Genomic DNA, 14,102 nt, shown 5'->3' on the forward strand with positions numbered 1-14,102 from the left:
AATCATGCTGCGCACTCTACCGCTCATCATCCTCGTCCTGATCCTCTCCTTCGGCTGCAAGACGCCGGAACTCACCAACCCCAAGTCCTGGGTGGGCATGGACGAGCCCGACACCCCCTTCATCGACCAGTTCCGAAACCCCGCCCCCGAACCGTGTGAAGCCGACCCGGAAACCGGCCCGGCCACCGTGGCCGCCAAGGCTCCGGACGTGGAGGAGGGTGCTCCCGCGCCGACCATCGCCATTCCCGAAAAGGCCCTTGCGGGCCAGCGGCTGACCATCGGCGTGGCCCGCAACGAGGCTATCGAGGCCTATCTCAATTCCGTATTGGAGAAACTCCAGCGGGCCTGGCCCGGTGAACCGGTGCCGAGCTACGTCTTCCTCCGACCGAGTCCCGAGTTCGGCTCTTTTGCGGCGGACCACGCCGTCTTCGTGGATTACGGCCTGCTCCGCACCCTGGAGAGCGAAGACGAAGTGGCCGCCCTGCTGGCGCACGAATATTCCCACGTCCTGCTCGGGCACCAGTCTCTGCAAAGCTGGAGCTCCCTGCTCGGCGTCGCGGTGGACCTCTACCAGACCACGGCCTCGGTGAAATACCGGACCAGCGGGGACCAGGACAACCTTCTCAAGGACGCCGCCCTGAGCATCGCCGCGGACAAGTTGGGCCAAAACGCCCTCATCCCGGTCTTCAGCAGGGATAACGAGGAGGATGCCGATTCGCTGGGAACCGACCTTCTGATCCTGTCCGGGTACTCGCCCATGGGCATGGTCAACCTACTGCAACGGGTGGCCGACTGGGAGGACCGGCAGGAACAACTCAAGGAAGAAATCAGAAAGGCCGAGGAAGAAGCCCGAAAGGCGGCCAAGGACGGCAAGGACGAGCTCTCCATGGACAAGCTGTTCGCGGACCTGGGCAAGGCTACGAACAAGATAGGCAGGAAGCATTACGCCGCCAAGGACCGGGAATCGGCCGTCAAGCAGTACGTGCGCACCCACTACGCGGGCAGGCCGCGCAACGCGCTCCTGACGGAGCCGTACCAGGCGGTGTTCGGCTCCGGGAAAGTCGCCCAATACTTCAACGGACTGGACGACATGGACAACGCCAAGCTGGCAGCCATCTCGGGCAAGCCCAAGGACGCCCTGGCCCTCATACGGGGCAAGCGGTGCCGCACGCTGATCCAGGATGTCCCCTATGTTCGCTATCTCGATCGCGACATCGCGGCGCGGAACAAAAAACTCAAACTGAAGACCCTGGAGGCCGACTGCCAGCGCGACGATACGCTGCTCCTGGAATACCGGCTTCTGATGATCCAATATGAGGCGAAAGCGCCGAAAGAGGCCCTGGCCGTGGCCGACACGGCCTATGCAAGCCTGGACAAACCGGAATTGCTCCTGCCGGACCTCATCCGGCTGAACAAGAAACTCGGCAACGAATCCCAGTCGCTCGGCTACCTGGTGACCTGCAAGGGCTCGGGCGACTCGGGCCTGATCTCCAGCTGCCAGGAAAACCTGAACACCGAAAAGGAGCAATAGCCCCGTCCCCATGACCCAATGCAAAAGGCCCTCCCGGTTCGGGAGGGCCTTTTTTCGCCGTTCCACCATTGAGAGAGCGGCATGCCTGTACGCTGTTCGAGTAGCGCGGAACGGTTTGCATGCGGCGGCTTGGCGCGGGCTCCGCGAGATTACGACTTGCTCTTGAAGCCGGATGCGCCCAGTCCGGCCCCGGCGGTCTTGACCGAGGTGACGAAGGCGTTCTGCCGGAGCATCCGATTGCCGGGCTGATCGGCCATGTCGAGCCGGTCCGGGTCCTCGGGCATCATGCCGCCCCGGCCGTTGTTGGCCGGGTCGTCCTGGTCGCCGAAGGCCTGCTTCTCGGTCTTCTTGGCCTCGGACTGGTCCTTGGCCTTTTCCACCAGGTTTTCGCCCATGGGCATCTTGGATATCTTGCTGATCTGCTTCTGGATATCCCGGATCTCGGCCTCCTGGCCCGAGGTCAGCCCGTTCTCGCCCTGAGCGGCAATAGCCTCGGCCCGGCTTTTGAGCATCTCGATCTTGGACTTGTCCTCCTCGGACATCCCGCCCGGTATGCCCGCCGAACCGGGCCGCGCCTCCTGGCGCAGCCTCTCCTCTTCGGCGGCGATGGAGACAAAGGAATCCTTGGAAATCCCTTCATCCCGCGCCTCGCGGGCCTTGGTGACCTGGTCCAGAAATCCGACCGGGGATGATGTCAAATCACCTGAGATATTCATATTCGCTCCCTGGGTAAATTTTTCTCCATCCCGTTCATTTGCAAGAACCGCTCCGGAAATTTTCACCCATCCCCCCGCCACGCCACGCAAAACTCCACTTTTTCCCCTCATTAACCCCCGTATGAGACTCAATCACCCTCCCTTCAATCCACTTCACAACCCCAGACCGCCCTAAACACCCCTCATTTTCCCCATCTTTACATTTTTTAAAACACCCGCCTCCCACTGCGCCTTTTGGGCGGAACGCCCAAAACAGCCCACCAGAAGCACCTTTGGGTACGCCAGACGCCAAACAGCCACTCCCCCCTCCCCCTGGAGCGCCTTTTGGGGGCAAAGCCCCCAAACCGCGGCTCTCCCCGCACCGAGGCTGGGGAGAGTGGGTCAGATGTGGATTTTCCGGGGGCCGCTTTGCCCGCAGCGTACCCCAGTACGTGAGGATCAAAGCGGTCCCCGGAAAATTCGCAGATGGCCCGCTATCGCCAGCCGCCGTCCCCGGACCGACGGCGCAAAAAAAGGCCCCGCGCAGAGCGCGGGACCTTGTTTTTTGCGTCGGATGGTCCGGGGCTACCAATCGCCGCCGAACGCATCGGAACCGAGACCGAAATCGGCCTCGGGCTCGCCGCCGACGGCCGGGCCATCCGCGGAAGCGTCGGCTGCGGGAGCGGCGGCAGCGCCGTCACCGGCCACACCGGCCACGACCACGCCCTGGCTCTTGACCTTTTCCACTTCGGCCATGAGGTCGTTGAGCTTCTTGGTCATTTCGTCGAGCTTGGTGGAGGCCACGGTGACCTTCTGCTCGCCGGCGGCGTTGGCCGCGTCCACGGTCTTGATCTTGGCTTCCATGGGACCGATCTTGTCGGCCAGTTCCTTTTTCTCGGCCTCGAGCTTCTCGACCTGGGCCTTGAGGGCCGCGTTGTCGGCCTTGAGCGCGGCCAGGATGTCCAGGACACCCTTGGCGCGGGCGGCCTCGGACTCGGGCAGGGCCTCGATCTTGACCTGGTTGCCGAGCTTGGAGATGTCGCCCTCGGCGTAGGCGGTCAGGCCGGGTTCCTGTTCGTAGATCCAGGCCTTGGACAGGGCCTGCGCCACGGGGGCGACGTCCGCGTCCAGAGTTTCAGCCTGGGTGATGTAAGCCAGCATATCGAGCTGAGCCTGGTCGGCGGCCTCGCCGCGCAGCACAGACACAAACGCGTTCATGGGGAATACCTTAGCTTCAGCCATTTGATGCCTCCTTAACTAAGTAAGCTTCTTTTGTATGTTCACCCAGGCCGACTATTTGTCGGCACCCATGGGGATGCGGCCAATCTTCTTGGCGTAGGACAGGGCCACGGTGCGGTAGACCAGGTGGCCCAGCTTGGACCAGGGCAGGTACGCCAGCAGCATGAACACGCCGATAAGATGCACGTAGTAGATCGGGTAGGCCAACAGGGCCACGCCCAGCAGACGGAACACGAAGGCGCAGAGCCCGGTCAGGAAGATGGTCCAGATCAGGGTCAGCAGGTACCAGTCGTACCAGCTGGAGGACTGCTTGGACTGGTCCAGGTTCACCCGGCGCTTGGTCAGGGCCATGAGGCCGTAGATGCCCAGGCCGGCGCCGACGTAGGCCAGCAGCTTGACCGGGGACCACCAGGGCATGGGAGTGTGACCGATGGCGGACAGGATGCCGCCCAGGCCTTCCACGCCGATCTGCCGGAAGAACCAGCCGCCCCAGTGGCCCGCGGCGACGATGCCGGTGACGACCATGAGGGCGATGAAGGCGAACATGAGCCAGCGGTGTCCCGAGGCGCGCTTGACGTCGAGCTCGTCGGATTCCTCGTCGGTGCAGTCCTGGAACTGGGTATGCTGAAGGATCTCGTACTGGACGGTATCGATCAGGCAGCACAGGAAGCTCGGCTCGCTCTTGCGGCCCACGATGAAGGTCTTGGGCTGGGCGTCGAAGGCCTTGAGCATGTTGCGCACGCCCGCATAGAAGCCCCAGAGCATGAACAGGAAGACCAGCAGGAAGATGGGGTCGATGAAGTAGTCGCCGACGAACAGGCCGCCGAAGACCACCGCGCCGTCCTGAACCGCTTTCCAGGCATGGGCGGCGTGATCCCACTCGAAGGTGGGCAGGAAGGAGCCGAGGCGCGAGGCCTGGAAGATCCAGATCAGCGCGTAGATGATCGCCGGGATGACGGCCAGGGGCAGCAGCCCGCTGGAACTGGACATCCACTTGCCGATGATCGGCAGCGGGGCCAGGTTGCGGTAGGCCATGTTGCGCAGGGCGGACAGGAGGTCGCCCGGCTTGGCGCCGCGCGGGCACAGGTCGGAACAGGTGCCGCAGTTGTGGCAGAGCCAGATATCCATGTCGTTGACCAGGCGGTCCTTGAGGCCCCACTGGGCCCAGACCATCTCCTTGCGGGGATACGGGCTGTCGGCCGGGGACAGGGGACAGACCACCGAACAGGTGGCGCACTGGTAGCACTTCTTCAGGGAGTCGCCGCCCACGGCCTGCAACTCTTTAACGAACTTAAGGTCCGGTTGTACCTTGACGGTATTGGACATGCCGTACCTCCTAGTAACCCTTGAACGGGTTGGGGCCGAAGTTGGTGGTGATGTTCTCGACGAACTCATCGATCATTCCAGGTACCTTGTCGTACATGTCGATGGAGACCTCGTACTGCTCGACGCGTTCAGGCTCGACACCGAGGCGTCCCAGGGACTCTGCGATGTTCTCCTTGCGGCGGTTGCACAGTTCGGAACCCTTGACGAAGTGGCACTGGTAGTCGTCGCCGTACTTGCAGCCGAGCATCATCACGCCGTCCACGCCCTTGCTCATGGCGTCGGCGACCCAGATGGCGTTGACCGAACCGAGGCAGCGCACCGGCAGGAAGCGGACATACGGGGACCAGGACTTGCCGCGCATGGCGGCCATGTCCAGGGCCGGGTAGGCGTCGTTCTCGCAGCACAGGACGATGATGCGGGGTCCGCCCTCGTCCAGGGTGTCGGGAACCTTCACTTCCTTGATGGCCTGGCCGATCTGGCTGATGCCGTAGTTGGCGAAACTGATGACCCGCTCCGGGCAGGCGCCCATGCAGGTACCGCAGCGGCGGCAGCGGGTCGGATTGGGCATCGGAGTGCCCTTCTCGTCGTCGTCCAGGGCGCCGAACGGGCATTCCTCGGTGCAGCGCTTGCACTGGGTGCAGCGGGTGAAGTTGAACTCCGGGAAGCTCAGGTCGCCGGACCGGGGATGCACGGACACGCCGCGGTTGGCGGACTCGATGCACTGGATGGCCTTGAGGGCGGCACCGGCCGCGTCCTCGGCCGCGAGGCCCAGCCCCATGGGCTGGCGCACGCAACCGGCGGCGTAGACGCCGGTACGGCGGGTCTCGTACGGGAAGCAGATGTAGTTGGAATCCGCGAACCCGTCGAACAGCTCGAGGTCCGGGAAGGCCGGGCCCTGGCGGTAGACGAAGTTCATGGTCGGATCGGCCGCGGTGGTCGGGACGATGGCGGTGGGAACCACGACCATGTCGGCGACCAGCTCGACGTCCGCGCCGAGCAGGGTGTTCTTGGCCTTGATGACCACGGAGGAACCGGCCTCGGAGACTTCCGTGACCGTGCCCTTGGTCAGCATGACGCCCGGATCGTCCTGGGCGGCCTGATAGTATTTCTCGTTGATGCCCGGGACCATCATGTGGTCATAGACCACGTAGGCCACGGCGTCGGGGGCGAGTTCGCGCACGTAGTTGGCCTGCTTCAGAGCGACCAGGGAGGTCAGTTCCGAGGAGTAGGCCAGGTGCTTGGCGGATTCCTTGTCCGTGTACTGGAAGGTCTCGCACTCGTCCGCGCATTCGGACTCGTCGTTCTCCTTGCAGGGCATGTCCTCGGGGGCCTCGCAGGCTTCGCCGCAGGCATCGTAGGAGATGTTCTTGGTCAGCAGCGAGGTGTCGACGATGAAGGCCACGGAGGACGGGGTCTTGCCGGCGGCGGTCTTGATCTCGCCGTTGAGGGCCATGTGCTCGAACTCGGCGGCGGTGACCACGTTCTTGATGGTGCCGTAGCCGAGCGGGGCCAGGAACTTGCCCTTGCCCGGCACCCAGCCGGTAGCCATGACGACCGCGCCGATCTCGTATTCCTTGCCCGCGATGGTGGCCTTGTACTGGGCCGGGGCTCCGGCCAGGGAATCCAGGGTGGCGCCGGTGATGACCGTGATCTTGTCGCTGGCCTCGACCTTGGCGATGACGTCCTTGATCCTGACCTCCTGCTCGCGCTCGGAATAGGGCGCGCCCAGCGGGAAGGACTTGTACATGGTCGCGGCCTTGCCGCCCAGGGTCTCCTTCTTTTCGACCAGGATCACCTGGTAGCCCAGGCTGGCGGCGTTGAGCGCCGCGTTCAGGCCGGTGAAGCCGCCGCCAACGACCAGCACGGTCTTGAAGGCATTGGGCAGTTCCGGCGCGGGAATCCGGCTGTTGGTCAGCTTGGTGATTCCCATGTTGCAGTAATCCTTGGCGATGACTTCCATCTGGCCGGGGAATTTGGGGTCTTCCTGGTAGGACCAGACGCACTGCTCGCGCAGCGAGACGCGTTCCACCTGGACCTTGTCGCCGAACTTGAACACGTCCCACTTGGCGCGGGGCGAACAGGCGCAGCAAACCACGCCGTCCAGTCCGTTCTCGGCGATGTCGGCCTCGATCATGGCCTTGCCTTCCGGGCTGCACAGCACCGGGTTGGACTTGGCCACGGCCACGACGGAGGAGTGTTTGCCGTCGGCGCAGAACTGGGCCAGGGCGTCGACATCCAGGTTGGCCCCGATGTCACAGCCTCCACAGATATATACTCCAAGCTTTTCAGCCATTGGTTACCTCCCTACCACGGTTTGAATCGCCTTCATCGCGGCGGCGGTGCCGGACTGGGCGGTCTTCATGACATCAAGAGGCTGCTTGGCGCAACCGGCGGCGATGATGCCCTCGCCGTCTATGACGAAACCGTCGGCATCGATGGCGCCCGCCGGGACCTGGAGGCCGGCGCAGCTGGGCTGCATGCCGGTGGCCAGCACGACCATGTCGTACTTCTCCTCGGTCTTGATGCCGGTCAGGGCGTTTTCCACGGTGACGATCGGGTTGCCGTCGCCGTCCTCGACGATGGCGGCCACCTTGCCCTTGACCAGGCTGAGCTTGTCGTCGGCCTCGGTGATGGACTTGAACTTGTCATATCGTCCCGGGGTACGCAGGTCGATGTAGTAGATCGTCGCGGCCGCGTCGGAACGTTCCCGGACATAGCGAACATGCTTGAGCGAAGCCATGCAGCAGATGTACGAGCAGTAGTTCAGGTGATTCTGATCGCGGGAACCGGCGCACTGGACAAAGGCGATCTTCTGGGGCTCGGCGCCGTCGGAAGGCCTCTTTATCTTGCCGCCCGTCGGGCCGTTGGGCGCGCACAGGCGCTCGAACTGCATGTTGGTGACCACGTTCTTCAGCTTGCCCCCGCCGAGATTGGTCAGGTTGGACACGTCGTAGGGTTTCCAGCCGGTGGCAACGACGATGGCCCCGACGGCCAGATCAATGGTCTTGGCCGCGTCGTCGGTGTCCACGGCGTCGTACGGGCAGGCGTTCTTGATGGCCGCCAGCTCGGTCTCGGACGCGTTCTCGGCGTCCACGACGTAGCGCATGGGAAACATGAAGGGATGGGTCTTGTACGCCAGACCGCGGGAGCCGGTGCCGAAGTCGAACTCGGAAGTCACCTTGGTGGAAGTGGCCTTCTCGCACTCGCCGCAGGCGGTACACTTTTCGTTCACGAAGCGCGGACGCTGCGTGATCTTCACGTCGTAGTCGCCGGCCGAGCCGGAAACCGACGTGACGTCGGCCATGGTGATGACCTTGACGTTGGGGTTGTTCTTGATGCGCTGGAACTGGATCTCCAGACCGCAGGAGGGGGGACACAGCTTGGGGAAATACTGATTCAGCTGCGCAACCCGTCCACCGAGGTAGGGATTGGTTTCAACGATGTACACCTCGTAGCCGACTTCGGCGGCTTCGAGGGCGGCGGTGATTCCTGCGAATCCTCCGCCTACGACGAGAATACTGTTATTCGACATTCTCTTAACTCCTCCCGAATAAAGTTGAGGCTCAAGCCAATAAATGGCCTAAACCCGGACCGGGAGCGGTTTTCCCGGCCCGGATTCAGACCATTTTAGCCCCGGTATTTAAAGAGAGCGCGGGTCCGGGGACCCGCGCTCTCGGGGTGATCATTACCTAAGCAGCTTAGGCGTCGGGGATGATCTTGACGTAGGGCTTCTTGAAGACAGTGGTCACGCCGGTGGCGGGATCAAAGGTGGAGTTACAGAAGCACTTCCACTTGGAGTCATCCAGGCCCATGAAGTCGCCGCGGTAGTAGAAGCCCGGGTAACGGGATTCCTCGCGGAACTCGATGTGCTGCATGTGCAGGCGGACGGTCCACAGGCGGTGGAACTGCTCCCAGCAGCGCATCAGCTCGTGCAGGTCACGGGCGGCGAGCTTCTTGGAGTCTTCTTCCATCATGCCGAGCAGCCAGAAGCCGGTGTTCAGCAGAGCCTTGGAGGTCATGTACAGGGTGGCGACACCGCCGCCGTATTCATCGGTGGCCTTGACCAGGCGCATCATGAAGTTGTGCGGGGTGATGTAGGCCGGGTTCACGACCGGATCGGTGGAACCGCCCTTGTTCTCCAGGTAGGTGTACATGGGCTGGTAGATTTCCTTGGCCAGGTCGGCGGCGTTTTCCTTCAGGGTCGGGGTGAAGTCCTTGTGGTCGACACACCAACGGACCAGCTGCTTGCCGACGATGCGGCCTTCAGCGTGGGAACCGGAGGAGAACTTGTGGCCGGAGGCGCCGACGCCGTCAGCGCAGGTGAACAGGCCGTTGACGGTGGTCATACGGTTGTAGACCTTGCCGTTGTCGGCTTTGACCTTGTAGGACTCGGGGACCCAAGGCTCGTCCGGACCGGAAACCCAGATGCCGCAGCAACCGGAGTGGGAACCCAGGAGGTAAGGCTCGGTGGGCATGATTTCGGAACCGCGATCCTCGGGAGCGCAGTTGGTGGCGGCCCACAGGTTGGCCTGGCCGACGCACATGTCGAGGAAGTCTTCCCAAGCCTCGGACTCGAGGTGCTTCCACTCGGGGCCGGACAGGTCGCCGCCGACGGTGTTCAGCAGGGCGGTCTTGGTGTCCATGAAGATCGGGCCGCGGCCTTCACGCATTTCACGGAGCATCATGTGGTTACGCAGGCAGGTCGGGATGATGTGACCCTTGGCGTAGCCGCGATCCTCGTAGGGCTTCAGCATGGCGCGGTTGGTCTCGCAGTAATCCTCGCCCTTGTAGTTGGTGGCTTTGGCCTTGAAGAGCAGGAACCAGGCGCCGACCGGGCCGTAACCGTCCTTGAAGCGGGCGGGGACGAAGCGGTTTTCCATCATGGTCATCTCGGCGCCGACCTGAGCACACATGGTGTAGGTGGAACCGGCGTTCCAGACGGGGTACCAGGCGCGGCCCATACCCTCACCGGTGGAGCGGGGGCGGTACACGTTGACGGCGCCGCCACAGGCGACGACGGCGGCGTTGCACTTGTAGACGTAGACCTTGTTCTCACGGGTGGAGAAGCCGACGGCACCGGCGATGCGGTTGGGCTCGTTGGCGTCCAGGAGCATCTTGACGATGAACACGCGCTCGACGTAGCGGTCTTCGCCCAGGGAGTTCTTCGCGGCCTCGGCCACGATGCACTTGTAGGACTCACCGTTGATCATGATCTGCCAGCGGCCGGAGCGGACCGGAGCGTCGCCCTTGCGGATGGCCAGGCCCTCGGCCTTGGCTTTGGCGCCGTCGAGGTTCTTGCCGTCTTTCTTGACCCAGACGGGGAGGCCCCATTCTTCGAAGAGATGGACGGAATCGTCAACGTGGCGGCCCAGGTCGAAGATCAGGTCTTCGCGGACGATGCCCATGAGGTCGGTGCGGACCATGCGGACGTAGTCGTCCGGGTCGTTCTCACCGCAGTAGGTGTTGATGGCGGACAGGCCCTGGGCAACGGCGCCGGAGCGTTCCAGAGCGGCCTTGTCGCAGAGCATGATCTTCAGGGAAGGATCGACTTTGTCGGCCCAGCGGACGGCTTCGAAGGCAGCACCGCAGTTACCCATGCCGCCGCCGACCATGAGGATATCAACGGTCTGTTCGATGATTTCCGGCTCGGCGAGAGCAACACCCTTGGAAGCTTCTTTGATGGGAAGCAGAGGCATAATATTTCTCCTAGTATTTAACGTGATTCAAGTAGTCTAATCAGACAAGGATTCGCGAACCGGCACTAGACCAGGTTGGCGTAATCGTCCATCTTCCACTCTTTCTTCAGGTCGGCGTCGGTGACGGAAGCCTCTTCCATGGCGGTGGCCAGGGGGGCCTTCAGCTCGGATTCGGTGAACAGGAGCTCGGAGTCCAGGTCGCCGGGTTCGGGCTTGCCGTCGAAGGGCTTGATGGAACCTTCAGCGGTGGTGCGGATGGGGAACTTGAAGCGTTTCACGCTGCCATTACGGAATTTGATGGTCCACATGATGTCTTCAGCGGAGCGCATCGGGATGGAGGTACCACCCATAGGGGCGAAGTCGGCGTACGGACGGGCTTCAATAGCGCCCTGGGGGCAAATTTTCACGCAGGAATAACATTCCCAGCAGGCAGACGGTTCCTGGTTGTAGGCCTTCATTTCGGCGGGATCCAGGATCATCAGATCGTTGGGGCAAATGTACATGCAAGCGGTCTTTTCGCCACCCTTGCAGCCGTCACATTTTTCCGGGTTAACAAAGGTCGGCATAACTTCTCCTCCTAAATAGGGTTTTATTATTCACAATAACCGACATCCTCTACCTAAAACGAAAAATCGGCGTCCGAATTAAAGCGGGCGGAATTTGGGATTAGCAAGACGAAACACCCTTGTCAACGTGAAAGTGAATTTTTGAACAAGCGTATATAGTCAACCGTGTCTCGGGTTTTGGGGCGGGAGCCCGGCAAGGCCCGGAATACAGGCGTTCGGGCAGGGCGCGGGGCGGCTCCAGCCGGTGAAAAAAGACCTGATGAAACCTTTACCGGTTTTAGTGTAAACGAACAAACAAATGCAAGCCTTTTTTCAATTTATATGGTGTAATTCAGGTGACAGTGCAACCAGCTGAAAAAACAATGAAAAAATACGCCCAATATAGGCCTTTTCTCTAGACTTTCTCCCGAGAAGGTCTATGCCGCCTCCCGACACCCGATCGGGCGAAAATTGTTGCGGGACGGGCGGAAAAAAGCGCTTGACACGACTTTCACAAACAGCCAATAAAGGCGGACCCTAGTATTGGGAAATACTCATGGTCATCCAAGCGGCCGAGGCGGCTCACCATGAATTAAGGCAATGGAATCACTGACAAACTATTTAGGAGGCTTACATGTCTAACCTCGTAGCACCTCACGGTGGTAAAGGTCTCGTCTGCTGTCTGCTCGAAGGCTCGGAGCTCGACGCTGAAATCAAAAAGGCCGCTGGCCTGAAGACCCTCGACATTTCCGATCGCGCCAAGGGCGACCTGATCATGATGGGCATCGGCGGCTTCTCCCCGCTGAACGGCTTCATGAAGAAGGCCGACTGGGCCGGCGTCTGCGAAAAGTTCCTGATGGCCGACGGCACCTTCTGGCCGGTCCCCATCACTCTCGACACCGATGACGAAAGCGTCAAGGTCGGTGACGAGGTCGCTCTGAAGGCCAAGGACGGCGTGGTCTACGCCACCATGAAGGTCGAAGAGAAGTACGAGATGACCGAAGCCGACAAGAAGTGGGAATGCGAACTCGTCTACAAGGGCGAGGGCGAGGATTCCGCCGACGACAAGTTCTGGGAAGTCGCCATGGAAGACCATCCCGGCGTCCAGATGGTCATGGCCCAGGGCAAGTACAACCTGGCCGGCCCGGTCAAGGTCCTGTCCGAGGGCGACTACGCCAAGCGTTTCCCGGGCGTCTACCTGACCCCCGCCCAGATCCGCGCCGAGATGGAAAAGCGCGGCTGGTCCAAGGTCGCCGCTCTGCAGCTGCGCAACCCCATGCACCGCTCCCACGAGTTCCTGGCCAAGATCGCCATCGAAGTGTGTGACGGCTGCGTCATCCACTCCCTGATCGGCAACCTGAAGCCGGGCGACATTCCGGGCAGCGTGCGCGTCAAGTGCATCCAGACCCTGATCGACGGCTACTTCGTGGCCGACAACGTCATCAACGCCGGCTACCCCCTGGACATGCGCTACGCCGGTCCCCGCGAAGGCCTGCTGCACGCCACCTTCCGCCAGAACTACGGCATCAACAACATGCTCATCGGCCGTGACCACGCCGGTGTCGGCGACTTCTACGGCCTGTTCGAGGCCCAGGATATCTTCAAGAAGATCCCCTACGTCACCGAAGCCTGCCCCGAGCCCGGCAAGGCCCTGCTCTGCCAGCCGATGAACATCGACTGGACCTTCTACTGCTACAAGTGCGACGGCATGGCCTCCATGCGCACCTGCCCGCACACCAAGGAAGACCGCGTCATCCTGTCCGGCACCAAGCTGCGCAAGGCCCTGTCCGAAGGCGCCGAGGTTCCGGATCACTTCGGCCGCGACGAAGTCCTGGTCATCCTCCGCGACTACTACGAGAACCTGACCGAAAAGGTCGAGGTCAAGATGCAGAAGGCCGCTTCCGGTCAGGACATGAAGTAAGTCCCGCCGGTCGGTTTTGCTGACCACTCAAGGGGAGGTTGCTGACGCAACCTCCCCTTTTCGTTTGCCAGCAAAACGCGACCGGGTGGCGGCGCGGGATAGCGGGCCGTCTGCGAATTTTTCGAGGGGGGCTCCGATCCTCACGTACAGGGAGTACGCTGCGGTCGGATCCCCCCTCGAAAAATCCACATCCGACCCACTCTTCCGCGCCTTGATGCGTCGAGAGGCGCTGTTTGGGGCGTGCCGCCCCCAAAGGCGCTTCAGGGGGCTGTCGGGTGCCTGTGGCACCCGATTCGCCTCGAGAAAATGGGGGGGGAAACTGGCTGTATATGCTCTTGGAATGACGGCTCAGTAGACGAACGGGATGAACTTCTTGGTGGTCCGGGCGTAGGCCGGGAACTCGTCGGGGTAGCGGGCGGCGAGGTAGGCGTCCAGGGCCGGGATGTGGTAGCCGACGAACATGGCGGCCATCAGGGCAGGCAGGACGAGTGCCCACGGGGCGGCGGTCAGCAGGGCCCAGCCGGTGAACATGACCGTGTCGCCGAAGTAGTTGATGTGCATGGAATATTTGGACAGGCCGTCGGTGTAGCAGCGGCCCCGGTTGGCCGGGTCGCGTTTCCAGAGTTTGCGCTGGGTCTCGGAGGCCGTGTTCAGGTAGGAGCCTATCAGGACCAGGCCCAGAGCGCACCAGTCCAAGGGACGAAACAGGGGCGGGACGTCGGTGAACAGGCCGCCGCCCGTAAGCAGCAGGCCCAGCTCGATCAGGACGAAGAACGCGAGCAGCCCGGAGACCTCGGGCCAGTCCACCCGGCGCGCCAGCAGGTAGAAGAGGGTCACCGCGTGACGCAGCCAGTACAGGGCGGCGCAGCCGACCAGCAGGGCCGCCCGGCCCGTTTGGGTGAAGCCCCACGTTTGGCCGAACAGGCCGCCGATCCGCTCCAATCCCCCGCAAACCAGCCAGGCGCAGCACAGGACAATGGCCAGGTGCCCGAGGCAAAAGACCGCCCGCTGCGCCAGGGTACGCCCGTGGGAGCGGTCCACGCCGCCTCCGTTCCTTGAACCGGCTTCCATCAACTCCCCTTTTCCGGCCTGCGGAACAGGGCTTGGGAGATTAATCACAAGCCTCAGCGCTTCCCGCTTGCCAATGCC

Annotated in this window: 10 protein-coding genes; 2 read left to right on the forward strand and 8 right to left on the reverse strand. The window is 62.3% G+C overall.

Going from position 1 to position 14,102, the window contains the following annotated elements; genetic code table 11:
* The first annotated feature begins 4 nt into the window (after positions 1-4).
* Positions 5-1,531, forward strand: a complete 1,527-nt coding sequence (locus tag BerOc1_RS07660; RefSeq protein WP_071545128.1) for a M48 family metallopeptidase — start codon at positions 5-7, stop codon at positions 1,529-1,531.
* Positions 1,532-1,680: 149 nt separating this feature from the next.
* On the opposite strand, the gene BerOc1_RS07665 is transcribed toward BerOc1_RS07660, so the two are convergent.
* The 7 genes from BerOc1_RS07665 to aprB form a co-directional block, all read right to left on the reverse strand.
* Complete coding sequence (locus BerOc1_RS07665) at positions 1,681-2,247, reverse strand: hypothetical protein (protein ID WP_071545129.1); 567 nt, start codon at positions 2,245-2,247, stop codon at positions 1,681-1,683.
* Between the two features lie 564 nt (positions 2,248-2,811).
* Positions 2,812-3,468 carry a hypothetical protein gene (locus BerOc1_RS07670; RefSeq protein ID WP_071545130.1) on the reverse strand — a complete coding sequence of 219 codons (657 nt, stop codon included), beginning with the start codon at positions 3,466-3,468 and terminating at the stop codon, positions 2,812-2,814.
* A gap of 51 nt (positions 3,469-3,519) precedes the next feature.
* Positions 3,520-4,791, reverse strand: a complete 1,272-nt coding sequence (gene qmoC, locus BerOc1_RS07675) for a quinone-interacting membrane-bound oxidoreductase complex subunit QmoC (RefSeq protein WP_071545131.1) — start codon at positions 4,789-4,791, stop codon at positions 3,520-3,522.
* 10 nt (positions 4,792-4,801) lie between these two features.
* Positions 4,802-7,084, reverse strand: a complete 2,283-nt coding sequence (locus tag BerOc1_RS07680) for an FAD-dependent oxidoreductase (RefSeq protein WP_071545132.1) — start codon at positions 7,082-7,084, stop codon at positions 4,802-4,804.
* Positions 7,085-7,087: 3 nt separating this feature from the next.
* The gene (locus tag BerOc1_RS07685) at positions 7,088-8,368 is read right to left on the reverse strand and encodes a CoB--CoM heterodisulfide reductase iron-sulfur subunit A family protein (protein WP_278248082.1); all 1,281 of its coding nucleotides are present in this window, start codon (positions 8,366-8,368) and stop codon (positions 7,088-7,090) included.
* A 121-nt stretch (positions 8,369-8,489) separates the two neighbouring features.
* Positions 8,490-10,487: an adenylyl-sulfate reductase subunit alpha gene (aprA, locus tag BerOc1_RS07690; protein WP_071545134.1), complete on the reverse strand. Its 1,998-nt coding sequence runs from the start codon at positions 10,485-10,487 to the stop codon at positions 8,490-8,492.
* 65 nt (positions 10,488-10,552) lie between these two features.
* On the reverse strand, positions 10,553-11,053 hold the full coding sequence (gene aprB, locus BerOc1_RS07695; protein ID WP_071545135.1) for an adenylyl-sulfate reductase subunit beta: 501 nt from the start codon (positions 11,051-11,053) through the stop codon (positions 10,553-10,555).
* A gap of 613 nt (positions 11,054-11,666) precedes the next feature.
* On the opposite strand from aprB, the gene sat reads away from it, so the two are divergent.
* Positions 11,667-12,953, forward strand: a complete 1,287-nt coding sequence (gene sat / locus BerOc1_RS07700; RefSeq protein ID WP_071545136.1) for a sulfate adenylyltransferase — start codon at positions 11,667-11,669, stop codon at positions 12,951-12,953.
* A gap of 348 nt (positions 12,954-13,301) precedes the next feature.
* On the opposite strand, the gene BerOc1_RS07705 is transcribed toward sat, so the two are convergent.
* Positions 13,302-14,024 (reverse strand): DUF1295 domain-containing protein, encoded by a 723-nt coding sequence (locus tag BerOc1_RS07705; RefSeq protein ID WP_071545137.1) that lies wholly within the window; start codon positions 14,022-14,024, stop codon positions 13,302-13,304.
* Positions 14,025-14,102: the final 78 nt, after the last annotated feature.

This window comes from Pseudodesulfovibrio hydrargyri (assembly GCF_001874525.1).
In the GTDB taxonomy this organism is placed as follows: Bacteria; Desulfobacterota; Desulfovibrionia; order Desulfovibrionales; family Desulfovibrionaceae; genus Pseudodesulfovibrio; species Pseudodesulfovibrio hydrargyri.

What these genes read in the sequence shown, in the direction of transcription:
- BerOc1_RS07660 (WP_071545128.1), top strand. Translation starts at nt 5, where the DNA reads ATGCTGCGCACTCTACCGCTCATCATCCTCGTCCTGATCCTCTCCTTC.
- BerOc1_RS07665 (WP_071545129.1), bottom strand. Translation starts at nt 2,247, where the DNA reads ATGAATATCTCAGGTGATTTGACATCATCCCCGGTCGGATTTCTGGAC.
- BerOc1_RS07670 (WP_071545130.1), bottom strand. Translation starts at nt 3,468, where the DNA reads ATGGCTGAAGCTAAGGTATTCCCCATGAACGCGTTTGTGTCTGTGCTG.
- qmoC (WP_071545131.1), bottom strand. Translation starts at nt 4,791, where the DNA reads ATGTCCAATACCGTCAAGGTACAACCGGACCTTAAGTTCGTTAAAGAG.
- BerOc1_RS07680 (WP_071545132.1), bottom strand. Translation starts at nt 7,084, where the DNA reads ATGGCTGAAAAGCTTGGAGTATATATCTGTGGAGGCTGTGACATCGGG.
- aprA (WP_071545134.1), bottom strand. Translation starts at nt 10,487, where the DNA reads ATGCCTCTGCTTCCCATCAAAGAAGCTTCCAAGGGTGTTGCTCTCGCC.
- aprB (WP_071545135.1), bottom strand. Translation starts at nt 11,053, where the DNA reads ATGCCGACCTTTGTTAACCCGGAAAAATGTGACGGCTGCAAGGGTGGC.
- sat (WP_071545136.1), top strand. Translation starts at nt 11,667, where the DNA reads ATGTCTAACCTCGTAGCACCTCACGGTGGTAAAGGTCTCGTCTGCTGT.
- BerOc1_RS07705 (WP_071545137.1), bottom strand. Translation starts at nt 14,024, where the DNA reads ATGGAAGCCGGTTCAAGGAACGGAGGCGGCGTGGACCGCTCCCACGGG.